Origin of the sequence: Streptomyces zaehneri (genome assembly GCF_032248645.1) — a bacterium.
Lineage (GTDB): Bacteria > Actinomycetota > Actinomycetes > Streptomycetales > Streptomycetaceae > Streptomyces > Streptomyces coriariae.
In genome coordinates, this window is sequence record NZ_JASTTJ010000005.1 from 281,577 (window position 1) to 304,761 (window position 23,185).

At 72.2% G+C, this 23,185-nt stretch carries 21 protein-coding genes and 1 tRNA gene; 12 read left to right on the forward strand and 10 right to left on the reverse strand.

Annotation, left to right across the window (positions count from 1 at the left end):
* Positions 1-57: 57 nt before the first annotated feature.
* The 3 genes from QQM72_RS11440 (at position 58) to QQM72_RS11450 (ending at position 2,470) form a co-directional block, all read left to right on the forward strand.
* Entirely contained in the window at positions 58-1,296 is a 1,239-nt protein-coding gene (locus QQM72_RS11440; RefSeq protein ID WP_314220722.1) for an MFS transporter, read from the forward strand.
* A gap of 170 nt (positions 1,297-1,466) precedes the next feature.
* Positions 1,467-1,820: a VOC family protein gene (locus QQM72_RS11445; protein ID WP_314220723.1), complete on the forward strand. Its 354-nt coding sequence runs from the start codon at positions 1,467-1,469 to the stop codon at positions 1,818-1,820.
* Positions 1,821-2,023: 203 nt separating this feature from the next.
* Positions 2,024-2,470, forward strand: coding sequence for a hypothetical protein (locus QQM72_RS11450; RefSeq protein ID WP_314220724.1), 447 nt, complete (start codon positions 2,024-2,026; stop codon positions 2,468-2,470).
* Positions 2,471-2,781: 311 nt separating this feature from the next.
* Here QQM72_RS11450 and QQM72_RS11455 read toward each other — a convergent pair whose 3' ends face one another.
* On the reverse strand, positions 2,782-4,944 hold the full coding sequence (locus QQM72_RS11455) for an FG-GAP-like repeat-containing protein (protein ID WP_314220725.1): 2,163 nt from the start codon (positions 4,942-4,944) through the stop codon (positions 2,782-2,784).
* A 163-nt stretch (positions 4,945-5,107) separates the two neighbouring features.
* Positions 5,108-5,635: an AAA family ATPase gene (locus tag QQM72_RS11460; protein WP_314220726.1), complete on the reverse strand. Its 528-nt coding sequence runs from the start codon at positions 5,633-5,635 to the stop codon at positions 5,108-5,110.
* Positions 5,636-5,790: 155 nt separating this feature from the next.
* Here QQM72_RS11460 and QQM72_RS11465 point away from each other — a divergent pair, with 155 nt between their 5' ends.
* From QQM72_RS11465 to QQM72_RS11480, 4 genes are all read left to right on the forward strand, one after another.
* Positions 5,791-6,345 carry a hypothetical protein gene (locus QQM72_RS11465; protein ID WP_314220727.1) on the forward strand — a complete coding sequence of 185 codons (555 nt, stop codon included), beginning with the start codon at positions 5,791-5,793 and terminating at the stop codon, positions 6,343-6,345.
* Positions 6,346-6,427: 82 nt separating this feature from the next.
* Positions 6,428-7,288, forward strand: a complete 861-nt coding sequence (locus QQM72_RS11470; protein ID WP_314220728.1) for an oxygenase MpaB family protein — start codon at positions 6,428-6,430, stop codon at positions 7,286-7,288.
* 730 nt (positions 7,289-8,018) lie between these two features.
* Positions 8,019-8,807 (forward strand): alpha/beta fold hydrolase, encoded by a 789-nt coding sequence (locus tag QQM72_RS11475; RefSeq protein ID WP_314220729.1) that lies wholly within the window; start codon positions 8,019-8,021, stop codon positions 8,805-8,807.
* A 158-nt stretch (positions 8,808-8,965) separates the two neighbouring features.
* Positions 8,966-9,466, forward strand: coding sequence for a hemerythrin domain-containing protein (locus QQM72_RS11480; RefSeq protein ID WP_314220730.1), 501 nt, complete (start codon positions 8,966-8,968; stop codon positions 9,464-9,466).
* Positions 9,467-9,674: 208 nt separating this feature from the next.
* Here the strand turns inward: QQM72_RS11480 and QQM72_RS11485 are convergent, their stop codons facing one another.
* Positions 9,675-9,953 (reverse strand): GlsB/YeaQ/YmgE family stress response membrane protein, encoded by a 279-nt coding sequence (locus QQM72_RS11485; protein ID WP_314220731.1) that lies wholly within the window; start codon positions 9,951-9,953, stop codon positions 9,675-9,677.
* A gap of 353 nt (positions 9,954-10,306) precedes the next feature.
* On the reverse strand, positions 10,307-11,683 hold the full coding sequence (locus QQM72_RS11490; RefSeq protein ID WP_314220732.1) for an MFS transporter: 1,377 nt from the start codon (positions 11,681-11,683) through the stop codon (positions 10,307-10,309).
* 490 nt (positions 11,684-12,173) lie between these two features.
* Between QQM72_RS11490 and QQM72_RS11495 the strand changes: the two genes are divergently transcribed.
* A complete protein-coding gene (locus QQM72_RS11495) occupies positions 12,174-13,076 on the forward strand; it encodes an NAD-dependent protein deacetylase (RefSeq protein WP_314220733.1) in 903 nt (300 codons plus the stop codon).
* A gap of 112 nt (positions 13,077-13,188) precedes the next feature.
* On the opposite strand, the gene QQM72_RS11500 is transcribed toward QQM72_RS11495, so the two are convergent.
* Positions 13,189-14,448, reverse strand: coding sequence for an NAD(P)/FAD-dependent oxidoreductase (locus tag QQM72_RS11500; protein ID WP_314220813.1), 1,260 nt, complete (start codon positions 14,446-14,448; stop codon positions 13,189-13,191).
* 621 nt (positions 14,449-15,069) lie between these two features.
* Entirely contained in the window at positions 15,070-15,543 is a 474-nt protein-coding gene (locus QQM72_RS11505) for a pyridoxamine 5'-phosphate oxidase family protein (RefSeq protein ID WP_314220734.1), read from the reverse strand.
* 173 nt (positions 15,544-15,716) lie between these two features.
* Here QQM72_RS11505 and QQM72_RS11510 point away from each other — a divergent pair, with 173 nt between their 5' ends.
* Entirely contained in the window at positions 15,717-18,509 is a 2,793-nt protein-coding gene (locus QQM72_RS11510; RefSeq protein WP_314220735.1) for an ATP-binding protein, read from the forward strand.
* A gap of 28 nt (positions 18,510-18,537) precedes the next feature.
* Here the strand turns inward: QQM72_RS11510 and QQM72_RS11515 are convergent, their stop codons facing one another.
* Complete coding sequence (locus QQM72_RS11515; RefSeq protein WP_314220736.1) at positions 18,538-18,990, reverse strand: iron chaperone; 453 nt, start codon at positions 18,988-18,990, stop codon at positions 18,538-18,540.
* A 474-nt stretch (positions 18,991-19,464) separates the two neighbouring features.
* Here QQM72_RS11515 and QQM72_RS11520 point away from each other — a divergent pair, with 474 nt between their 5' ends.
* Both QQM72_RS11520 and QQM72_RS11525 read left to right on the forward strand, forming a co-directional pair.
* Positions 19,465-19,668 (forward strand): cold-shock protein, encoded by a 204-nt coding sequence (locus tag QQM72_RS11520; RefSeq protein ID WP_009192932.1) that lies wholly within the window; start codon positions 19,465-19,467, stop codon positions 19,666-19,668.
* A 53-nt stretch (positions 19,669-19,721) separates the two neighbouring features.
* Positions 19,722-19,795: transfer RNA gene (locus QQM72_RS11525), tRNA-Met, on the forward strand.
* A gap of 246 nt (positions 19,796-20,041) precedes the next feature.
* Here the strand turns inward: QQM72_RS11525 and QQM72_RS11530 are convergent.
* The gene (locus QQM72_RS11530; RefSeq protein ID WP_314220737.1) at positions 20,042-20,566 is read right to left on the reverse strand and encodes a cupin domain-containing protein; all 525 of its coding nucleotides are present in this window, start codon (positions 20,564-20,566) and stop codon (positions 20,042-20,044) included.
* Between the two features lie 255 nt (positions 20,567-20,821).
* Between QQM72_RS11530 and QQM72_RS11535 the strand changes: the two genes are divergently transcribed.
* Positions 20,822-21,463, forward strand: coding sequence for a nucleotidyltransferase domain-containing protein (locus QQM72_RS11535; protein WP_314220738.1), 642 nt, complete (start codon positions 20,822-20,824; stop codon positions 21,461-21,463).
* Between the two features lie 205 nt (positions 21,464-21,668).
* On the opposite strand, the gene QQM72_RS11540 is transcribed toward QQM72_RS11535, so the two are convergent.
* Both QQM72_RS11540 and QQM72_RS11545 read right to left on the reverse strand, forming a co-directional pair.
* The gene (locus QQM72_RS11540; protein ID WP_314220739.1) at positions 21,669-22,430 is read right to left on the reverse strand and encodes a bestrophin-like domain; all 762 of its coding nucleotides are present in this window, start codon (positions 22,428-22,430) and stop codon (positions 21,669-21,671) included.
* Positions 22,431-22,527: 97 nt separating this feature from the next.
* Positions 22,528-22,758 (reverse strand): hypothetical protein, encoded by a 231-nt coding sequence (locus QQM72_RS11545; RefSeq protein WP_314220740.1) that lies wholly within the window; start codon positions 22,756-22,758, stop codon positions 22,528-22,530.
* Between the last annotated feature and the right edge of the window lie 427 nt (positions 22,759-23,185).

Consider the following 23,185-nt stretch of genomic DNA (forward strand, 5'->3'; position numbering starts at 1 on the left):
GAGCTCACGTTCCCGTCGCACACGTCGATGCGCGGCGACGGCCACCAAGGAGATCCCATGCCGCTTCCCGTCCTCGCGATGATGCTCTGCACCTTCTGTATCGGTACCGCCGAGAGCGTCATCGCCGGCATCCTGCCGGCCATCGGGCACGACGTCGGCGTCTCGCTCACCTCCGTCGGCCTGCTGATCAGCGTGTACGCCGTCGCGGTGGTCATCGTCGGCCCGTTGCTCACGGCGGTCACCGGCCGGCTCCGCCGAGCGCTGCTCATGCCGGGCCTGATGGCCGTGTTCATCCTCGGCAACGTGCTGGCCGCACTCGCCCCGGACTTCCGGTGGCTGGTCGTCGGGCGGGTGGTGAGCGCACTGGCCCACTCCACCCTGATCGCCGCCTTCGTGGCGGCGGCACGGGACATGGCGCCCGCGGGCCGACGGGCCGCGTGGGGGGCCAGGATCACCCTGGGTATCGGTCTGTCCAGCGTCGTCGGCGTCCCGGCCGGCACTCTGATCGGAAACCTCTTCGGCTGGCGCGCGACCTTCTGGGCGCTCGCCGCGCTGAGTCTGGCAGCCACCCTCCTGCTCGTGTGGCGCGCGGTGCCCGAGGCCCGGCCGGTGACGCCCGACCACGGGCGGACAGCTCCCGGTGCCGCCCGGCCGCGGTTCGTCCTCCCCGGCCCCCTGCTGCTCGTCGCCCTGGTCATCATGCTCGGCACGGGAGGCGTGTTCGCCCTCTACACCTACGCGTCGCCCTACCTCACGCAGGCCGCGGGGTTCGGCCCGCAGGCCGTCACCGTGCTGCTTCTGCTCTACGGCGCGGGCGGCATCGTCGGCAACACGGCGGGCGGCCGGGCAGCCGACCGCTCCCCGTACGCGGCGGTGCTCGTCACCCTGGGCGCGTCCACGGCAAGCCTGCTGCTGCTCGCTCTGCTGCCCGGCAGCCGATGGGCCGTCGCCGTCCTCTTCTGCCTCCTCGGAGCCGCCTACTTCGGCACGATTCCGGCGCTCAACACCCAAACCGTCACGACCGCCGGCACGACGTCGCCGACGATGGCCCTGACCATCAACAACTCGGCCTTCTGCGTGGGGATCGCGCTCGGGAGCTGGCTCGGGGGCTTCCTGCTGGCCCACGGCCACTCGCTGCCCTCGGTGGCCGCGGCCGGGGCGACGCTGACAGCGGCGGCCGCACTGCTCGCGGCCGCCTGCCCCGGCCGTCGGCACAGCCCTGCGGCCACCACACCCGGGGGCCCGTCGGCCGGCAGGACCGCCGAGGTCGCCACCGCCGGCGAGACGGCGGGCTGACTGCACAAGGCCTGCGAGGTGCCGGACGGACAGCCGGTGGGGACCCGCGGCAGCCGGTGTAGGGACCCGAGGCAGCGAAAGACGCCCCGCGGTCATCGCAGTGCGGGGGTGAGAAGAGGGAGATTCCGTGGTGCCGTCCCGCCCGACCGCCGTCCTGGCAAGATGGCGGCATGGAACGTGTGCTTGGAATCGGTGGGTACTTCCTGCGGGCTGCCGACGCGGCGGCGCTGGGCGCCTGGTATCGCGACTGTCTGGGCCTGGACGCCGATGAGAACGGCCTGTGGCGTCAGGAATCCGGGCCGACGGTGTTCGCGACGTTCGAGTCCGGAACCGACTACTTCGGGTCCCGCGCCCAGCAGACCATGCTCAACCTCCGGGTCCGCGACCTGGACGCGATGCTCGCGCAACTGCGTGCCGGGGGAGCGGAGGTGGCCGAAGAGACGCAGGACATGGAGGGCGTCGGTCGTTTCGGCTGGGTCACCGATCCCGAGGGCAATCGGATCGAGCTGTGGCAGCCCGCCTGACCGCGGACGACATCGTGTTCGGAGACGGCGCGCGTCTCGTAGCGCCGGTCATTCCGCGCGGACGCAGCCGGTGACAGGCCCGACTGTCACATCCCCATGGCGGCCCCGTCACAGGGCCCCGCCGAAATGCCCCCTGCGTGGCCGTCGCCCGTCCTGGCCATGGCACCATGCCTATTTTGGCACCACCGTCCAGGGGGGACACCATGCGCACCAGCGCGACCATCGCCACCGCGGCTCTGCTCCTCGCCGTGCTCACCGCCTGCTCCTCGTCCGAGAAGACCCCGGCCGCGAGCGACAGCGGGACACCCGCCGCCGAGCCCACGGTGAGCGTTCCCGCGGACCACGAAGGCGACGACCTCAAGGCTGCCGTCGCCGTCTACACCGCGTCCTACTTCGCCGCCGACACGGATACCGCGTACGCCATGCTGTCCGCGCGCTGCGCGAAGGAGATCACCAAGGACGCGTACGCCGGCGTCGTGCGGCAGGCGAAGACGGACTACGGGCCCGACCACGCGGCGACGGATGTGCAGGCCGACGTGTCGGGGGACCTCGGCCGGGCCACCTACAAGGTGGAGGGCCTGCCCAAGTTCGACCAGACGAAGCAGCCGTGGACGTTGGAGGGCGACGCCTGGAAGTACGACGCCTGCTGACGGAGCACGGAGCACGGAGCACGGAGCACGGAGCACGGAGCACGGAGCACGGAGCACGGAGCACGGAGCACGGAGCACGACAGCGAGTCCCGCCGGACAGGGCCCGCCCTGCTCTGAGCGCGTCCGCTGATCACCCGAGACCGGGTGTGCTGCGGGGCCCGATGCGGTGGGGCGGTTCGGGGCCCGCGCAACGCCTCCACCTACCGCGACGACCTGCGCGAGGAGTTCGTCCACGGCAGGCCCGCGCCGTCATGGAGGTCGGCTGCTGCACGTACCTGGGCGGCGCCCGCTCGGCAGCCGTCGGGGCTGCCTCAGGACAACGCGCCGTAGTTCTGCCAGCCGGAGGCGAGGGTGTAGGTGGCGCTGAAAGTGCCGTCGCCCCAGCCCTTGTTGCGCAGCAGCCTGCCGTCGGTGGTTCGGGAGACCAGGTCGGGGAAACCGTCGCCGGTGACGTCGCCGACCGCGACGATCGCGTCGCGGTCGACGCCCCAGTCCCGGAACACCAGCGTCCGCGGCTTGAAGCCGCCGGCGCCGTTGCCGTCGTAGCGCCACAACTCGCCGCCGGCGTCCCGCGCGATGAGGTCGCCGATGCCGTCGCCGGTCACGTCGGCGGCGCCGACGACGGTGTAGCCCTTCCATCCGGTACCGACGCGCACACCCGGGTCAAGAGTGCCCTGGGCGTTGGACTTGTACAGGTAGAGGTAGCCGGTCGTGGTCTGGCGGGCCAGCAGGTCGGGGTGCTGGTCACCGGTGAAGTCGTCGGCGGCGACGACGGTGTCGAAGCCGTTCCAGCCGGAACCGACCAGCGTGCGCTCGGCGTCGGGCAGGAAGACGCCGGTGCAGCCGCCGGAGTGCCGGTACAGCTTGCCGTCGGTGGTCCTGCTGAGCATGTCGGAGCAGCCGTCGCCGGTCATGTCGCCGACGGGGACGAAGCGCGTGCCCGGGCTCCAGCCCGACCAGCCGCGGGAGTCGGTCAGCCTGCCGTCGGCGAACCGGTGGGCTTCGAGCAGACCGCCGCTGGTCATCGTGTACAGCTCGCCGTAGCCGTCGGTGTCGGCGTCATGGAAGGCGGACCGGCCACCGGACAGCAGGAAGCTCCCGGCCGGGAGGGTGCGGACGGCGCCGCCGTCGCCCGGGTCCACGGTCATGGTCCAGTGGTAGCGGCCGCTCACCGCCTTCACGCCCGCGTCGTCCTTGCCGTCCCAGGAGGCGCGGACGGCGGCGCCCTCGTGGGAGTTGCCCGTGAGGGTGCGGACGGTGGTGCCGTACGCGTCCTTGATGGTGAGCTTCCAGGACGAGGGCGGGCGGGTGAACCGCCAGGTGCTCTCCCACAGGCGCTCGCTCGCCCGGCGCAGGTCGACCGTGGCGTCGGCGCGCCAGTCGAACAGGCTGATCCGTGACCGCGGCACCGTCACCGGCCGGATGTGGATCATCTGCTCGGCGTCGACGTAGGCCACGTGGCCGCCGTACCGGTCGACGGTGAGCATGCCGACCCACGCCCCCTCGGGGGCCGTGACGAACGGGGAGGTGGCGGCAGGGTGGCCCCCGCCGAGGTGGAAGTCGGTGAGCGTCACCGCCCGCCCGTCCTCGGACTGCTGGACCAGATAGCCGTCGCCGACCTCGGCGGGCAGCGCACCGGGGACGGGGATGTTCCTACCGGTGCTGTTGTCCCACACCCCGGCCTTGTCCGACGCGGAGCAGCGCCAGTACAGCCACCGCCCCACCGCCTGCAGGTCGTCGGGGACGCAGCCGGAGCCGAGCGCCAGGTTCGCCGTGCTCGCCTTGGTGACCAGGTCGTAGGAGTTGACCGTGCCGACGGTGCTGCCCGGCTTCCAGATCTTCGTGCCCCAGATGGACACCGCGGTGACCGGGCGGGTGTGGACCTGCCCCGGGTAGGACACGCCCGGGGCGAAGGAGCCGACGCGCTGCACGCCGTCGTCGTTGACCGCGACATACGAACCGCCGGCGGCCACCACACGGTCCGGTGACTCCCAGTCGAACGTGCCGAGCCCGAGCTCGCTCTCGGGCGCCCCGCCGCCCAGGGCTTCCTGGCCCCCGAACGGCGTCATGAAGCCGACCCGGCCGTCGCCGAGCGCCCACAGCCTGGAGTAGAACCCGCTGCACGTGTACTCCGCGGGGTCGACGCCCTCGCACGGGTAGTTCGTCCAGACCTGGGGTACCGAGAGCTGCCGGGGTCCCGGCTGTGGGGCGCCGACGGCAGGGAGGTCGAACTCCCACAGCCCGCGCGCGGTCTCGGGGTCGGCCGTTCCCAGCACGCTGAGTTTCCCGCCGCCCAGCGCGAGGGTCTCGACAGAGGCCGTGAGGTCGCCCCTGGTGCCGAGCGGGATCACTATCTCGTCGTCGGCCTGCGGCGCAGCCGTCGCCGGCGCCGGGGAGAGACCGAGGCCACCGACCGCCAGCGCGACGGCGGTCCCGATCGTGAGCGAGGTGTGTATCGTCGCGCGAGTGGTCATGTCAGCCCCCTGGTTGACGAGGAGTCCCGCCGTCGTCCTGGAAGCTATGACCCTCAGGTCACCTCGCGGGTTGTACGGAACCGAATGCTGGTGAGCCGCTCGGCCGAGCCCCGTCGACGGCGCGTCTGCCGGTGCCGGTGCACCCCGGCCCGGGCAGGCGACCTCACCCCTTGACGGCCTCCGCGATCCGCAAGGCGGCCTGAGCGGGCGTGAGATGCGTGGTGTCGACGACCTCGGCCTCACGGTGCAGCCATGTGCGGGCCGCTTCGGCGTAGGGCTCGAGGTGCTTGAGGCGGAACGGGGAGGGGCCGAGAACGGTGTCCCCCTCGATGCGCCCACGGAGGGTCTCCTGGTCGGCGTGCAGGACGAAGTGCCTGACCGGGATGGCATGTTGGGCGAGGCCCGTGCTGATCTCGCGCCAGTACCGCTCGACCAGCACGGTCATGGGCATCACCAGGGTGCCGCCGGTGTAGTCGAGCACGCGGCGGGCGGTCTCGACGACGAGCGGCCGCCACGGCGGCCAGTGCTGGAAGTTGTCCGTCCCCGGCCCGGGCAGCCCCGGTGTGATGTCCATGAGTGTCTCGCCGACCTTCTCGGCGTCCAACACCCGTGCATCCGCAATCAGTTGCTGCACGAGCGTACTCGTCGTCGTCTTGCCTGCGCCGTGCGTGCCGTTGAGCCATACGATCATGGGACCCCACGCTAGCGCCGAGCGGTCCGAGGGAACGGGCACGGCGGAAGTCCGGCACGGTTCGGCCGTTCCCGGTGGCGCCGACCATCGAACTCAGGCACGCGGCGGGGTCCAGGGACGTTCACGGGGGAGAGACGGGGAGGGGAAGGACTCGGGTGGAGCTGTCGTCGGAGGCGAAGGCGTTCGAGGAGCTGGTGCGGCAGGGCGGGGATCCTCGGGCCGCCGCGGTCTCCCTCTGCGTCGGTTTTGGCGTCCCGCCCGCGGAGGCGCAGAGGCGGGTGCGGGCCGCGGAACCCCTCTTCGCCGGTCTCGGACCGGAGGAGGAAGAGGCACTCGCCCTTCTCCTCGACCTGTCGTATGTCTTCGTCGTCGACCGCCGGCTCGACGCGCGCGGGGAGGAGATCCGTCACCTGCTCGGCAGGGCGGTCGGTGCGATGGGCGCTGTTCGCAGCGGGCTCGGCCACAGTCTGCACCGGTGGCTGCGGACCGGAGAGCTGACCCGGTCCTACCTTGCCCTGGCCAGGGGAAACCAGGTCAAGGCCACCGGCGATCCCTCCGCCTACTGGTCCGCTCTCGTTGCCGTCGGGGAACTGCTCCCGGTCGGACCGGACGGCGGCGAGCAGGAATGCCTCGCGAAGGCGCGAGCGCACTGCCGGCGCATGGCCGCGCGGCATTGCGCCGCACGGCAACCCGTCGAACCCACAGAGTGAGGAGGGCGCCTCGCTGAACCCGATGCCGCCCGGATCCGGGCGGCATCGCGGACACTGGACAGCAGGAGAAGGGAGGCCGACCGTGCTGACCGTAGTCCGTGAGCGGATGGGCCGGGCCCTGTTCCGCCGTGTCGCGGGGCCCGAGGGACCGGCGGTGCGTGCCCGCATCCACCACACTCCCGGCCCGCGCTGGTTCGAGCCGGACCGCCCGATCCGTGTCGTCCACGGTGACGCCTCGATGTTCATCGGCGGGCTGAGCGCGCTGCTGCTGCAGTCCCTGCACCCGCTCGCGATGGCGGCGGTGGCCGGGCATTCCGGATACCGCGGCGACCCGTGGGGCCGACTGCAGCGCACCAGTACCTTCCTGGCCGTCACGACCTACGGCACGGCTGCGGACGCCCAGCAGGCGGTCGACGTCGTCCGCCACATCCATGAGGGGATCCGCGGGACCACGGCCGAGGGCGTGCCGTACCACGCGGCCGACCCGCACCTGCTCGGCTGGGTGCACGCAGCCGAGACGGACAGCTTCCTGCGCGCCCACGAACGCTTCGGCGCCCACCCGCTGGACGCCGCCGGGTACGACGGCTACGTCGCCGACACCGCGCGGGTCGCCGAGGCGCTGGGGGTGAGCGACCCACCGCGCGACCGACGCGAGCTGGGCGAGCGGCTGACCGCCTACCGCCACGAACTCGGGACCACGTCCGAGGCCCGCGCCGCCGCCCGCTTCCTGCTGTTCCGGCCGCCCCTGCCCCTCGCCGTACGCCCCTTCTACGGCGGGCTGGCTGCGAACGCCGTCGTGCTGCTCCCGCCCTGGGCCCGGGGCATGCTGTGGCTGCCCCGGGTGCCGGTCGTCGAGGATCTCGCCGTACGCCCCACCGGACATGCCCTGACCCGGACCATCCGCTGGGTCATGACCCCGCCGCGCGAGTCCCTCCCGACGTGATCGCGCGCCGTCCCGCGTCCCGCCCGGCCCCGTACGCATGGCTGCGTAGCGCCGGAGCCAGAGCCGGAGCCGGAGCCGGAGCTATCGCCGACGCGAGGTCCTGCACGTCACCGACGGTGTCGGCCTGGTGGGCACCCGTGACGGCAAGGTCGTCCGCGTCAGCGCCGGCGATGTCGGTCGGCCCGGACCGCGCTGGGTCGGGCTGCCCGTCGGTCAGTAGGTCAGCCACTGAAGTTCCTTACTCGTCTTGCGTGAAGTGACCTGGCTGCAGGGTGAGACACCAGGTGGGTGCTGTGCCGACAGTGGCTTCCGCCCTCATTCGCACGGCTCAGGCAAGGACGACGGGCACGCCGACCTCCGACGTCCGGCAGGGGGGAGGGGGCGGCGCAGACCTCCCCAGGCAGAGCCGCCCCCGGCATCACATCTGCCACACCCCGCCTGCCCGCGAAACGTTCCCGCACACCTGCGTCTTCGACGGCGTGGAGGGGAGGGACGGACACCCCGCGCTCACGGCCGTGTCGCAGCGCTGATCACGAGCTGCCCAGGGTCAGCCCCGAGCCCGTGAGCCGCACGCGGATGCCGTCCTTCTCCACGCGGACGTACCGCAGCCGCATGTCCCCCTCCTTCGGCCAAGCTGAAACCCGGGTATGCGACTCAGTTCACGATAATGATCTCCGGCGATCCGGTAATACAGTCCGCGCAGCACCCGTACGACAAGCGAAGAAGGCCGATGCAGCACACGACAACGCCTGACGGGGTCCGTATCGCCTACCAGGTGCGGGGCGAGGGGACGCCGCTCGTTCTGCTGGCGGGTCAGGCGAACAACCACCACTGGTGGGACGGGGTACGCGACGACTTCCACGCCGAACGCAGCACCCTCACGGTCGACTACCGCGGCACCGGGCAGAGCGACAAGCCCGACAGCCCCTACAGCACCGAGATCTTCGCGCAGGACGTGATCGCGGTGCTCGACGAACTCGACATCGACCGGGCCGACGTCTACGGCACGTCCATGGGGGGACGCGTAGGTCAGCAGCTCGCGGCCCGCCATCCGGACCGTGTGCGCGCCCTGGTACTCGGCTGCACGTCGCCCGGCGGCCCGCACGCCGTCGAACGCGACAACGACGTGCGCAGGTCGTTGGTACAGCCCCAACCCGGCGCGGCCCGAAAGGCCCTGCTCGAGCTGATGTACACCCCGGTCTGGCTGGCGACACACCCCGGCCCCCATCGGACGCTCGGCGATCCGGCCATGCCCCCGTACGCCCAACGTCGTCACCTGGTGGCCAGCAACCGGCACGACGCGTGGGACCTCCTGCCCGGCATCACCGCACCCACTCTGGTCGTGCACGGCAGCGACGATCTGCTCAACCCCGCCGCCAACGCGCCTCTGCTCGCGAACCGCGTCCCCGGTGCCCGGCTGCACATGATCCCCGGAGCACGGCACGCCTATTTCGAGGAGTTCCGAGCTGTCGCAAGCCCGCTCGTCCTGGACTTCCTCACCACGGCGCCGCCCCGGTAAGGGCAGACGGGCGGTCGTACGCGTGAGGGTGCCCGTCGCGGGGTCGCAGATCCAACCGAGCCCGCATGGGCGCAAGGATCAATGAAGAAGGCGGGCCGGGGTACTCGGTCGTGCCACAGGTTCCTCGTACGAAAGTGAAGCCCGTTCCCATGGCCGACATGCCTGACACGCCTGACACGCGAGACGTCGTCGCACTCATTCTCCAGGATCACCGAAGAATGGAGGACCTCTTCCGTCTGATGCGCAGCGTCGAAGCCGACCGGGCAGCCGCCCTGCGGGAGTTCGCCGACCTGCTCATCGCGCACGCCCTTGCGGAAGAGGCGAAGGTGTACCCCGCCCTCAAGCGCTTCGAGAAGATCGAGGACGAAGAGGTCGAGCACGGCGAGGAGGAGCACGAGGAGGGCAACAAGGCGCTCCTCGAGCTCCTGGAGGTCGACGAGGTCGGCTCCGAGGAGTGGGACGAGAAGCTGGAAGAGCTCGTCGAGGCCATCGCCCACCACACCGACGAGGAGGAGCGCACGATCCTCAACGGAGCCCGTGAGAATGTCGCCATGGAGCGACGGGAGGAGCTGGGCGAGGCGTTCCTGGAGGAGAGGGAGCGTCAGCTGAGGGCCGGCTGCGGCGCTGTGGACAACGTGCGCCGTATTGTCCGCTCCTGACCGCGACCCGTCGCGTGATCTCGCGATCCCGGCCGGCGAGCCCTTGCGGGAGCCACTGACGCCTGGGCTCGCAGGCGGCGACGAACCATCGCGCCGCGCCCCTGGACGCCGTGCCGACCCGCCGGCAGATGCCTCAACGCCGACGGCTCCCACCCCGAGGACAGGGTAGGAGCCGTTCGGATGCCTTACCGTCTACGATGTCGGCGGTTCACGCGTGGCGGTGCGAACGCCGGTTGCCCGTGACGAGGCGGTAGAGGGCGAGCAGGATGAAGGAGCCCACGATCGCGGCGATCCAGGTGGAGAGGTCGAAGAACCCGTCGACGGAGTCGACGCCGAAGATCACCTTGCCGAGCCAGCCGCCGAGCAGACCGCCCGCGATGCCGATGAGCATGGTGATGATGATGCCGCCGGGGTCCTTGCCCGGCATCAAGGCCTTGGCGATGGCGCCGGCGAGCAGACCGATCACGATCCACGCGATGATGCCCATGGTGTCTCTCCGCTTCGTCGTGTAAAGACAGTGTCAGTTTCTCGTGTGCACCGATTGCCTTCGAACAAACGTCTATGGCGAATACTTGGTGGGACGAGGAGCGACGCCCGGCCTCGATGAGGGGGAGGGCGGGGCGGGAGGCACGGGCGTGGTGCGGGTGTCTGTCGTGACGCATGGTCTGCGCGGCTGCCTCCCTGATCCGGCCGGCGGAGGGTCAGGACTCCGACAGTCGGTGGACGGTCAGGGGGCTCCGAGAGCCGCCGGACGGTCACGGGTTCCACGGTCGGCGGACCGTCAAGGCCCGGCCGGCCGGGGCCCGGTGTCCCGGGCGAGCGGTCCGGCGGTCCTCAGCCCTACAGCGAGGGTGCCGAGCCCGGCAGCGGGCGCCCCGCGGACTCGGCCATGAACCACACCGCCACACCGCCGATCACGGCCGCGGCCATCATGTAGTACGCGGGCATCATCATGTTGCCGGTCGCCCCGATCAGGGCCGTCACCACCAGCGGGGTGGTGCCGCCGAAGAGCGACACGGAGACGTTGAAGCCGATCGACAGCGACCCGTAACGGACCTTCGTCGGGAACAGCGCCGGCAGGGCGGCCGGCATCGCCGCCGTGAAGCAGACCAGCAGCAGGCCGAGCGCGCCCATGCCGAGCGCCACCGCGAACAGGCTGCCCTGGCGGATCAGCAGCAGGGCGGGGACGGACAGCAACAGGAACCCCGCACAGCCCGCGGCGATCACAGGCCGGCGGCCCACACGGTCCGTCAGGGCTCCCGCGAAGGGCTGGACGATCATCATCACGGCCATCACGCCGAGTACGACGAGCAGGCCGTGCGTCTCGTCGTAGTGGAGCTCACCGGTCAGATAGCTCGGCATGTACGACAGCAGCATGTAGTCGGTGACGTTGAAGACCAGCACCAGGCCGACGCAGAGCAGCAGCGCCCGCCACTGGCCCACGATCATCCGGCGCAGCGGCACCTTCGGGCGGTTCGACTCGGCCTTCTCGATCTCGGCGGCGAACGCCGGGGTCTCCTCCAGCCGCATCCGCAGATAGAGGCCGACGATGCCCATCGGGCCCGCGATCAGGAACGGGATCCGCCAGCCCCAGCTCAGCAGGTCCTCCGTGGACAGCAGGGCGGTCATCACGGTGACCAGGCCGGCGCCGCCGATGTACCCGGCGAGCGTGCCGAACTCCAGCCAGCTGCCGAGGAATCCGCGCCGCTTGTCCGGCGCGTACTCGGCGATGAAGGTGGAGGCGCCCGCGTACTCGCCGCCGGTGGAGAAGCCCTGCACCAGGCGGGCTGCCAGCAGGAGCACCGGGGCTCCGACGCCGATCGACGCGTACGACGGGATGAGGCCGATGGCGAAGGTGCCCGCGGCCATCATGATCATGGTGACGGCCAGCACCTTCTGACGGCCGACGCGGTCGCCCAGCGGCCCGAAGACCATGCCGCCGATCGGTCGGACGAGGAAGGCGGCGGCGAAGGCGCCGAAGGTGGAGAGCAGCTGGGTGGTCGGGTTCCCGGACGGGAAGAAGACCTTGCCCAGGGTGACCGCGATGTAGCTGTAGACACCGAAGTCGAACCATTCCATCGCGTTGCCCAGCGCGGCGGCCCGCACCGCGCGTTTCACCAGTGCGGGGTCCGTGGCGGTGGCGTTCTTCGGGACGGTGCCGTCCTTCGGGACGGTCGGGAGGGATGTCGGGGGAGAGGCGACTGTGGCAGTCGGCAAAGCTTCGCTCGCCTACTTTCGTCGGGGGCGGGGACGGGTCTGCTCGACAGCGCCGGCGGCAGGCCGAAGAGCGACGATAGGCGGACATGTCCCCCTCACGGGCTGTGCGCACTTCGCTGCATACTGCATGTAAATGTGGTGTGGGCAGGCCCGTAGCGCCGCTCCGGAGGGCACTTCACGGGATCATGTTGTGACCCATCTCGCGTCCCGCGAACGCGACCGAACCTCGGGGCCGGGCTGCGTTCGATCGGGGACGTGGCCCGGTCTCGGTCTCGGTCTCGGTCTCGGACCCGGACCCGGTCTCGGACCCGGACCCGGTCTCGGACCCGGACCCGGTCTCGGACCCGGACCCGGTTACGGACCCGGTCTCGGACCCGGACCCGGTCTCGGACCCGGACCCGGACCCGGTTACGGACCCGGGCCCGGACCCGGGCTCGGTCACGGACCTGGGCTCGGGCGCCGAAGGCGGCCTGTTCCGTACCCTGGCGGCATGCGCATGCGCCCCACCCTGAGCTGGACCCCCGCCGAGGACCTGCCGCCGGGCACGACCGATCCGGAGCGTGTCGTCGACGCGCTGAGCGCCGGTGGCGTGCTGGTGCTCAGCGGGGCGGGTATCTCCACGGAGTCGGGGATTCCCGACTACCGGGGCGAGGGCGGGAGCCTGAGCCGGCACACCCCGATGACCTACCAGGACTTCACCTCCGATGCCCAGGCCCGGCGCCGGTACTGGGCGCGCAGCCACCTCGGATGGCGCACCTTCGGACGCGCCCGCCCCAATGCCGGGCACCGGGCCGTGGCGGCGTTCGCGCGACACGGTCTGCTCTCGGGCCTGATCACCCAGAACGTCGACGGTTTGCACCAGGCCGCCGGCAGCGAGGACGTCGTGGAACTCCACGGGAGCCTGGGCCGGGTCGTCTGCCTGTCCTGCGGTGCCTTCAGCCCGCGTCGCGAACTCGCCGAACGGCTGGCGCAGGCCAACGCGGACTTCGAGCCCGTGGCGACGGCGATCAATCCGGACGGTGACGCCGACCTCACCGACGAACAGGTCGGGGACTTTCGGGTGGTGCCCTGCACCGTCTGCGGCGGCATCCTCAAACCGGACGTGGTGTTCTTCGGCGAATCCGTTCCGCCGCCGCGTGTGGAGCACTGCCGCACGCTGGTCCGTGAGGCGGCCTCGCTGCTGGTCCTGGGTTCCTCACTGACGGTGATGTCCGGACTTCGGTTCGTCCGCCAGGCGGGTCAGGCCGGGAAGCCCGTGCTGATCGTCAACCGGGACCCGACCCGGGGCGACCAGCACGCCCTCGCCCGGGTCGCGCTCCCCTTGGGAACGACCCTCACCACCGTGGCCGGCCGACTGGGCATCCTGGTCGACGATCGGGCCGCGCCTGGGTGAGACCGTGACGGCGAACGTGGCGATTCCGTGCGACCGCGACGCACGACCGCGACGCACGACCCGCGCCCGCACGACCACGCAAGCACGACTGCTTCCGGTCCTTGCGCGGGTGCTACCCGCGGCCGAGGTCGCGCAGCACCTCCCTGGCAGCGCGCGCACCCGAGGCCATCGCCCCTTGGACCGAGCCCGTGGCCCGGTGGTCACCGCACACGTACCTGCCCCGGGCCACCCGGGTCGTGCGGCTGAGTTCCTGAGGGGGCGCCATCGCGGGCAACGCGTCGGGCACCGTGCGGACGGTCAGCAGGTCCCAGCGGTCGGCATCGGTGCCGTAGACCTCGCTCAGCGCCGCGCGCAGCGCGCGTTCGCGGCCTTCGGCGTCCGGGCCGAGCACCGACGTGGCCACGAGCGCCCGGCCCGGGGGCGCGTAGGAGGCGGCCACGTTGCTCAGCACACACGTGTTGAGGAAGCGGCGCCGGGTCTCCACCAGCAATGCGGGCTCCTTCAGCGGCGGGTCCGCCATGACGTGGTAGTAGGTCGTCACCACGCGGTACGCGGGCACGGTGACGTCGGGCAGCAGGGTTCCGGCTGGTCCGGGGCCCGTGGCCACCACCACGGCGCGCGCCGGGACGAGTTCGCGGGTGGCGGTCTCCACGCCGTCGTCCGTCAGGCGCTCGACCGGCGTCCGCAGTCGCACCGTGCCCTTCGGCAGCGACGCGGCCAAGGCGAGAGGTACGGCACCGATGCCTGCGGCGGGCAGGCTCAGGGAGCCGCGCAGCATGCTGCGCCACACGAGATGGAAGACCCGGGCGGACGTCTCGAGCCGGTCCTCCAGGAACACCCCGGAGAGGAAGGGCCGGAAGAAGCGCTCGACGAACGCGTCGGTGAAGCCCGCGTCGGCAAGAGCCTTGCGTGTGCTGCGATCCGGCCGCCGCTTCAGCCGGTGCGGCGGGGCCACCGCGTCGGAGGCCGAGAGGGCGCCCAGCGCCGCCAGGTCGCGCGGTCCCGCGAGGCGCCCTGACAGGAGGTCGACGAGCGCGGACGGGTGAGCGCGGGGATCGGTCAGGCGGCGCCTGCCTGTGGCGGTGTGGATGAGGACGCCCCGGTCGAAGGGACGCAGGTCCAGCCCGTCCCCTGCCAGGCGTCGCCGGAGCTGTGGGTAGGACGGGTTGAAGACCTGGAAGCCACGGTCGATCACGAAGCCGTGCACACGGTCGGAGCGCATCCGGCCACCGACCCCGTCGGAGGCTTCCAGGATCCGCACGCCGACGCCGGCGGCCAGCAGGTCCTGAGCGCAGGCGAGGCCGGCGACGCCTGCTCCGATCACCACGACGTCCGATGATCGTTCGGTTGCGGTCACGTTGTTTCCCTCCATCACCGGGTCGCCCACGGGCACGAACGCAGCGGTGCAGGTACGCGGATCCGTGCCGTCAACTCCAGTTCGCTCCCGACCGGGGGAGCGGATGCGGCTCGGCTCTGTTACCGGGCGGTCTCGCCCGCGCGGTCCGGCCGCCCGGACCGGGGACGCCGGCCGCCCCCTGCGCCGCGTTCACCGGCGATGGGCGCGGTTCTCTTCGGTGTGCGTCCTGACGTGGCGACGAACGCGGCATCGTGTATCGGCCGATGCTGGTGGCATGCGTGTTCGGTTCGACCGGGATTCATCCAGGTTGCAGGTCGAACGCATATGCGCGGTGCATTGGAAAAGCGTGACGACGACATGCCCGGGCTTCGCGCGCCCCCACGACGGACTCGGCCTCGCCTACGGTGCGGCGGGCGTGCTCTGCGCCTGCGCACCGTGGGTGCGCCCGTCGACCCCGGCCACGTCGAATGGCTCGTGGAGGCTGTGGCACGCGAGCCCTGCCGTCCCGGCCTCTGCACCGGCGCGCACGGAGTGGCCTTCGCCCTGGACCGTCTCGGTCGGACCCGGCAGGCCCACAACCTCCTCGAGGAGAGTTGGGGACACCCGGCCGACCGCGCGGCCGGCCGCGGTGCCGGATCAGCCACCTGCCGTCGCGGTCAGGTCAGCCCACCGGCCGTCGCGCATCAGCTCGCGGTCGGACAGCTCGTTCGCCTCGCGCCAGGCCTGGATACGGCGCGGGACGATCCGGAACCAGCGATACGACGTGGCCGATACACGCGGATCGAATCCCGTGCGTTCGGCGAACCGGTCGCCTCGCTCCCGAGGCAGCCCGTCGAGCTCGAGGACTTCGACCTCCCCGTCGATCACGGTCACGTCGCGGGTGCGGCCGAGCGCCAGGCGGACGGTGCGGGTGGCGGCCAGGTTCCTGCCGGTGGGGCTGTTCGTCGGGGTGGCCAACAACAGTGCCTCCCCGTCCCAGTCGAAGGACAGCGGCACCAGGTGCGGCGCGCCGTCCGCCGAGGCACTGGCGACCCAGACATCGACGTCGTGGGTGAGCCGGTGTTCGGTGTCGTGACGACGCTGAGCGCGGGAGCGGGGTTCGGCGTCCATCGGTCCTCCGGAAGTCCGTCGTGGTCACGATCGGCAGAAGGCCGGTCGTGGTTCACGATCGGCCCGGGAAGCCCGCCGGGCCGATCGCCGTGGTCACAGACTCCCCCGGCCCGGGTGCGGGCCGCCTCCGTGCCCACCACGGAATCCGCCACGGACGAACGGATAATGAGGCGGTGATCAGTTCAGAGATATCCGCCCGGGAAGCCCAGGTGCTCGCACTGCTCGGGGAGCACCTCAGCAACGCGGAGATCGCCGCACGGTTGGTCATCTCCGTACGCACCGTCGAGTCGCATGTCTCCTCGCTGCTGCGCAAGCTCCAACTGCCGGACCGGCGGGCGCTCGCCCGGCACGCGGCCCAGTTCGCCCGCACCGAGCCGGCGCGCCCGGTACCCGCCCTGCCGGCACCGCTGACGGCGTTCGTCGGCCGGGTGGCGGAGCGCGGACAGTTGGCCGAGGCGGTGACAGCGCACCGACTGGTGACCGTGGTCGGCCCGGGTGGGGTGGGCAAGACGCGCCTCGCGCTGGCGGTGGCGGCGGACGTGGCCGACGACTTCGCCGACGGGGTGTGGTTCGTCGACCTGGTACCGGTCACCGAACCGGGTCGGGTGGGCGCGGCCGTCGCGGCGGCCGTGGGGGTGGGCGAGCAACCGGGGCAAGGGATCGAGGACTCGGTGCTCGCCGCGCTGACGGACCGCCGGACGCTGCTGGTGCTGGACAACTGCGAGCGGGTGAGCGACGCGGTGGCGCCGTTCCTGGAGCGGCTGTTGGCGGCCTGTCCGCGGTTGCGGGTGCTCGTGACCAGCCGGGTCAGGCTGATGGTGCCGTTCGAGCGGGTCTTCCAGGTCCCGCCGCTGTCGCGGGCCGGCGGTGACCGGTCGGAGGCGGTGGCCCTGTTCATGGACCGCGCGTCGGCGGTCGGACAGCCGCCTGGTCCGTCATCGAACGAAGAGGTCGTGACCATCTGCGAACGGCTCGGCGGCATGGCGCTGGCGATCGAGCTGGCGGCGGCGCGGTGGTCCACCCTCGGACTGGACGGCCTCACGGCCGGCCTCTCCGATCAGCTGCGGATCCTCACCGGCGGACCCCGCGCCGACGACCGGCACCGGTCGGTGCGGGCGGTGCTGGACTGGAGCCACGACCTGCTGGAGCCGCAGAGCCAGGCACTGCTGCGCCGGATAGCGGTGTTCGTGGCGCCGTTCACCGCCGAGGCGGCCGCCGAGGTCGCCGGATTCGCTCCGCTGGATCCGGCCGCGGTCGTCGACGGGCTCGGCAGACTCGCCGAGCAGAGCCTCCTGGCCGTGACCTCGTCGGCCACCGGCACCCGGTACCACGCCCTGGAGACCATCCGCCAGTACGGGACGGAGCGGCTCACCGACGCCGACGAGCTCGACCGGGTCCGATCCCGCCACCTGGACTGGTGCTCGACCGGCGCGCGTGTGCTGGTCGGAGCGGCGGGCACGGACTGGCGCGCCCGGTTCGAGGCCGTGGCCGACGACCTCCGGGCCGCCCTCACCTGGGCGGCCGGCCGGCCGGATCGGCGCCCGGACGCGCACGGCCTCGCCCTGTCCCTGGCCGAACTGGCCTTCTGCCGCAACCTGCTCGGCGAGTCCCAGCAGCGGTACGAGCAGGCGGCCGGGCTCTGCGATGACGCCGACGGGGCCGCGGCACTGCGGCAGGCCGCCGCGGTGGCCGGGTGCCGAAGGCTCGGTGACGACATGTTCCGGCTGCACTGCGCCGCCGCGGACGCCGCGCGCCGGGCCGGGAACACCGCCGGTGCGGGCCGCGACCTGGCGGCCGCCGCCACCAACGCGTACCGCTTCTCCAGTACGTTCACGCAGGTTCCCTCCAGGGCAGAGGTGACCGCCCTGCTGGCGGCGGCGCGAGAGCTGGCCGGCGATGCCCCGGCCGCTCGGGCGGCTGTCGCGCTGGCCGAGGCGGCGGTGGTCGCGGACGCCTTCGGCGCCGTCCAGGGCGACCTGGACAACACCGTGGAGGAGACCGTCGTACGCGCCGAACGCGCTGTCGAGCTCGCCCGGTGCGCGGGCGACCCGGTGGCGGAGTCGGCCGCCCTCGACGCGCTCTCCGGGGCCCGGAGCTGGACCGGTGAGGCCTTCGCCGCCGCGGCTGCCGCCCGGCGCCGGATCGACGTACTGGACTCGGCGCCGCGTACCCCGGCCGGTGCGCACGAGCTCATGGACGCCCTCGCCATGGCCGCCGGAACCGCCGTCGGCGTGGGCCGGCTGCCGGACGCCCGCCGGTGGGGCGGACAGCTCGCCGACCACCCGCTGCTGGCCGAGGTGGGCCACCACGCCACGTCCTGGCTGCTCGTCGCGGACGCGTTCGCCGGCCATGCCGACCAGGTGCTCACGGGCAGTGCGCGGTTCCTCGACGCGTGGGAGCGCAGCGGCCGTCAGCGGTCGTTCTCGCTCGGCCCCGCCGCCGCTTCGGTCGCCATGGTGCACGGCCTGCGCGGCGACCACGACGGCCGGGACACCTGGCGCGCGATCGTCGGCCGGGCGGGCAACGCACCGGAGCACCGCCACGGCTACGGCGCGGTCTTCGACGCCATGGTGCTGCTCCACCACGGGGACGCGGACGCGGCGGCGCGGCGGGTCGCGCCGGAGCCCGAGCAGGTGTGGAAGTGGGTGTCCTGGGTCTGGCTCCACTGGTACGTGGCGCTCCGGGCGGAAGCCGCGGTCCTCGCCGGGCACCCGGACGCGCGGGCCCGGATCGACGCCGCCCGGACCGTGGTCGCCGGCAACCCGATCGCCACCGCGCAGGTGGACCGCGCGCAGGCCCTGCTCGACGGCGACCCGGAGCGGCAACTCGCCGCCGTCGCGGCTTTCGAGGCGGCCGGCTGCCCCTACCAGGCGGCGCGCACGCTGCTGCTCGCCGGGGGCGGGCATGCCGCTGCCGGTACGGCCGTGCTTGCCGGTCTCGGTCTCGCACCCGTGGCCGTCCGGTAGCCGCTCGCCCCGTGCGGCCGGCGCGCCGTCAGCTCACCGCCTGCTTCACCAGTGCGGCGATCCGCGCCTGCGCCTCGGCCGTCACCTCGGTCAGGGCGAAGGCGGTCGCCCACATCGTGCCCTCGTCCAGCTTCGCCGGGTCGTTGAACCCGAGCGTCGCGTAGCGCGACTTGAACTTCGCCGCGCTCTGGAAGAAGCAGACGACCTTGCCGTCCAGTGCGTAAGCGGGCATCCCGTACCAGAGCTTCGGCGCGAGGGCCGGGGCGTTGGCCGTGACGACGGCATGGACGAGCTCGGCCATCGTCCGGTCGGAGTCCTGCATCTCGGCGATCTTCGTCAGCACGTCCCGCTCCGCCTCCGCCGCCTTGTCCGCACGAGAGCCGCGGCGCGCCGCCTTCTTCTGCCCCTCGGCGTGCTCCTTCATCGCGGCCCGCTCCTCGGCCGTGAATCCCTCGTACGTGCTGCCGTCGGTGCTGGTCATGGTTGCTCCCGTGGTCAAGGCGTGGACCGTGATCGGCCCGGCGGGTCCTGCCGGGCCCGTCGCTGTGGGTCACAGCCTCTCCCGGCCGGCGACGGAGCGCCTCCGTGCTGACCACGGAAACCACCACGGAGCGGGTCGGTGCCCCGGACGAGGGCCCGTGGCACCGACGGAGCCGGCGCCTCAGCCCGTGGCGGCGAGTCCGTCCGTGCGGCCGCCCAGCGTGGCGGACAACGGTCCGTGACCTGCGCCGGGGCCACCACGGCGGCGGGCGCGAGCGGAGGCGCGCCATGCGCCCAGCAGGCCCGGCAGGAGCAGCGGCGCGGCGGCGAACCACCACCGAGCGCTTGTCCGGCATGTAAGTCGGATAACCGCCCCGTCGACGGGGTAGGACGAACGCCGGGTGCCTTCCGCTCGTGGACGGCGCCGCACACAGAGCAGCCGGGACCTCCCGGCAAGGATCGAAGGACGAGCAGCATGGCCAGCGGCACCGTGAAGTGGTTCAACTCCGAAAAGGGCTTCGGGTTCATCGCCCAGGACGGCGGCGGACCGGACGTTTTCGCCCACTACTCCAACATCTCCGGCAACGGCTACCGGGAGTTGGTGGAGGGAGAGCCGGTCACCTTCGACGTGACCCAGGGGCAGAAGGGGCCGCAGGCCGAGAACATCGTCCGCGGCTGAGACGGCCGTCCGGCGCAGCACCCCGTGGATCACGTGTAGGGTGGCATCACCGACGCGGGGTGGAGCAGCTCGGTAGCTCGCTGGGCTCATAACCCAGAGGTCGCAGGTTCAAATCCTGTCCCCGCTACGAGAAGAAGGGGCCCGGCATCGCCGGGCCCCTTCGCTGTGGGTGGACGCCGTACGTCTGGAAGTCTCACGCCCGGCCGCCGTGGCCTCGGCGGACGGTGTCGGCCTCGTCCGCTCAGGATCGTTGCGGGACACCCGGTCCCACGAGGTGAACACGGCTACGAACGGGCCGGCACACGGGGGCGCCGCCCGACAGCCATGGCCTGGGCCCCCCTTTCGAGGCGCCTTCGCTCGCCGCGGCCAGCCCTCAGCCGCGTGCGGCGAGTGCCTCGCGCCATGCGGGGCTGTCGACGTAGTGGTTGTCGAACCGCTCGGAGGAGTCCTTGATCTCCTGCGGGTCGGCCTCGCCGCGCATCACCCGGCCGAGGAGGCGCAGGTAGTCGAAGCGGTCGGCACCCGGGGTGAAGACGAACAGCACGTCGGCGGTCCTGCCCGGCGCCGCGGCGAAGGCGTGCGGGGTGTGCGGCGGCACGACGAGGAAGTCGCCCGCCTCCAGGACGATGATCTCCTCACCCACCAGTACCTGGAGCGCTCCGTCGATCACGAAGAACGCCTCGGAAGCCTTGGTGTGCAGGTGGGCGGGTGCCCCGACCGCGCCCTCGGCGAACGACGACCGGTAGCTGGTGAGCCGCCCGCCGGTGTGGCTCGAGTCCGCGAGAAGTGTCATGACGCTGCTGGGGTCACGGGTCGTCTCGGCGTCGGCGGCGCGGGTGAGGATCGGGGCGACGGTCGCGGTCTGAGCGGGCTGCGTGGTCTCGTTCTTCTTCGTCATGACTACGACTCTAGGGAGTCGATCGACCGGGGCCAGGGTGCACTTCATGGTCAGGATCGTGGGTCAATTTTCGCGACCGGCGACCGGCGACCGGCGACCGGCGATTCCGTTCCGGACGAGTCGACGATCGGCCAACTCGAGACCCCTGAAAGGCAGTTGCGCACGGCGTCCGGGCGAGCCGTGCCGCACCCGGGCCTGCGTTCGGTGGCCGGACAGGGCCCGCACCCGGGTGACACGTGGAAGTAGGTTGTGCCGATGACCGAACCCCTGCCGCCCGGCGGCACCGTGCCCGATGAGGACGAACTGCGTGCCCGGTGGGCTGATGCCTGGGCGCCGGAGCAGATGGTGGAGCGGTTGGGCGGGGTGGGTGCGCCTTGGTGCATCGCCGCGGGGTGGGCGCTGGATCTGTTTCGCGGGGCGCCGTCGCGGCCGCACGGTGATCTGGAGATCGCGGTGCCCGCGGCGGCATTCTCTGAGATTCGGGACCGTTTCCCCGAGTACGCGTGGGACGCGGTGGGTTCGGGGCGGGTCTGGGCGGGCGCGGGAGCCGAGGCGCTGGCGGCCACGTACCAGACCTGGCTCCGGGATCCGGTGAGCGGCCAGTTCCTGTTCGACGTCTTTCGCGAGCCGCACGAGGGCGCGACGTGGGTCTGCCGGCGGGACGAGAGTCTGCGGCTGCCGTACGACGCGATCATCGAGCGGACGGCGGACGGGATCCCCTACCTGGTGCCGGAGTTGGTGCTGCTGTTCAAGGCGAAGGCGATCCGGCCCAAGGACCAGGCCGACTTCGACGGGGTGCTGCCGCTGCTGGGCCGGGCGCGGCGGGATCGCCTCAGCGAGTGGCTGGACCGTGTGCACCCCGGACATCCGTGGCTGGCGGAGCTGGCCCGGCAGTGATGCGGAGCCGTCGGCCACCCGCGTCGCCCCCGCGCCGGGAAGTGCCGCGCTCGCACCCGCCCGCGCCGCCCTGGCCGCGGCCCAGGAGGTCGGCCGGGTGGTGGGGCGGGTGACCGGTCTGATCCGGGGCCGGCTCACGGTCGGCACCGAGGCCGATCCCGGCCAAGGGCTGTCGCCTGTCCCGTGAATGATCCAGGCGCGCGTCTCAGGTCGTGCCGGCGAACAGCTCCTGCAACGGCTGAGCCGAGTCGGTGCCGGAGTGGCCGAAGGGAGCGTCGAAGCTCCAGACCATGAAGAGCAGGAAGACCACCAGGGCGCTGAACGCGCTGGCCAGCATCAACTCGCGGGCCGAGCGACGGATCTGGAGGGCGTAGAGCAGGCCGAGCGTGACGATCCCGCCGGCGATCAGGCCGAACCAGACCACCCCCGGCAGGGTGCTGCCGGCGCTGTCGAGGCGCTGGTGGCGCGCGTCGTCGGCGGCGGCGACCTGGTCGAGGAGCGGCTGATAGGCCTGGGCCTGGAGTTCGTCGGTGGGCGTGTGGTGCGCGATGTCGCTGCGGATGCGGGTCAGCAGGCGCCCACCGGTGGCGTCGATCGGACCGTCGTCCTCCATGGCCGGCCATTCGGCGGTCACGGCGTGCCGGGCGTAGGCGTCGATGTGCTGACGGACCCGGGTGTGGAAGGCGGCGGGGTAGACGTCCAGGCGCTGGTTGATCTCGTACAGTGCCTGGGCCTCGCGCTGCACGGTGTCCTCGGCGGCGCCGCGAGCCTCCCAGACACCGGCGATCGCCAGACCCAGGACGATGGCGTAGACGACGCCGACCATCATCACCATGTACTCGAGGACGTCGGGTGTCTGCGAGGTGTCCTCGTCGTCCGCCACACGGCGGTGGCGCATCACGGTGGCGGCGACCACGAAGGCGCAGACCAGCGCGCAGGCCAGGGTGTAGATCAGCCATTCCGGCACAGCAGGACTCCAGGATGAGCAGATGAGCAGATGAGAATGAGAGATGAGCGGATGGGCGAGCTGAGTGGACGAGGCGCAGGGGCGGCCCTCGGCTGGGTCAGCCGCCGTTGCGGCGTCGGGAGCCCGGACGTAGCGCGGCGGCGGCCAGGATGGCCGGGGTGGTGATCACGACGGTGGTCATCGTGGTGGACAGGCCGGCGGGTGCCGGACGTGTCGAGCCGCCGCCGTAGTGGAAGCGGGGCACCCAGCGGAAGGGCGCGGCGCGGGGTGCCGGGGCGGGCGCGTCGTCGGCGGCGTCTGCCTCGGGCGGCGGTTCCGGCGTGGGCACCGGGCTTTCGGCCGGCCGGGGGAGTGGGGCTGCCGACCGGGGCGGAGCCGGTGGGGCTCCGACAGGGCGAGGCGCGTGGGCCGCCGGTGCCGGCTGTTCCGCCGGTGCCGAAGGGGCCGGCGTGCGCGGTGGCCGTGGTGCGGGCGGAGGCGACGAAGGGGGGCCGGGCCGATGCCGGGAGGGGGCGCCGATCTCGACCCAGCCGTCTGCGGAACACATCACCACGTGCGTGGTGGTGGGTGTGGTCTCGACGACGACCGCGGGTCCGCCGGCGCCCGGCAGGGGGCAGAGCGCGGCGGCGGTTCCGAGACCGACGGTGATCCAGCCGCTCACCAATGCTGTTCCTCTCGGCTGACGGTGTGTGCGCCTTCGGACGGAGGCGCACATGAGTGGATGCCGATGCGCTCACCGGGCGGCGGCCGTTCGG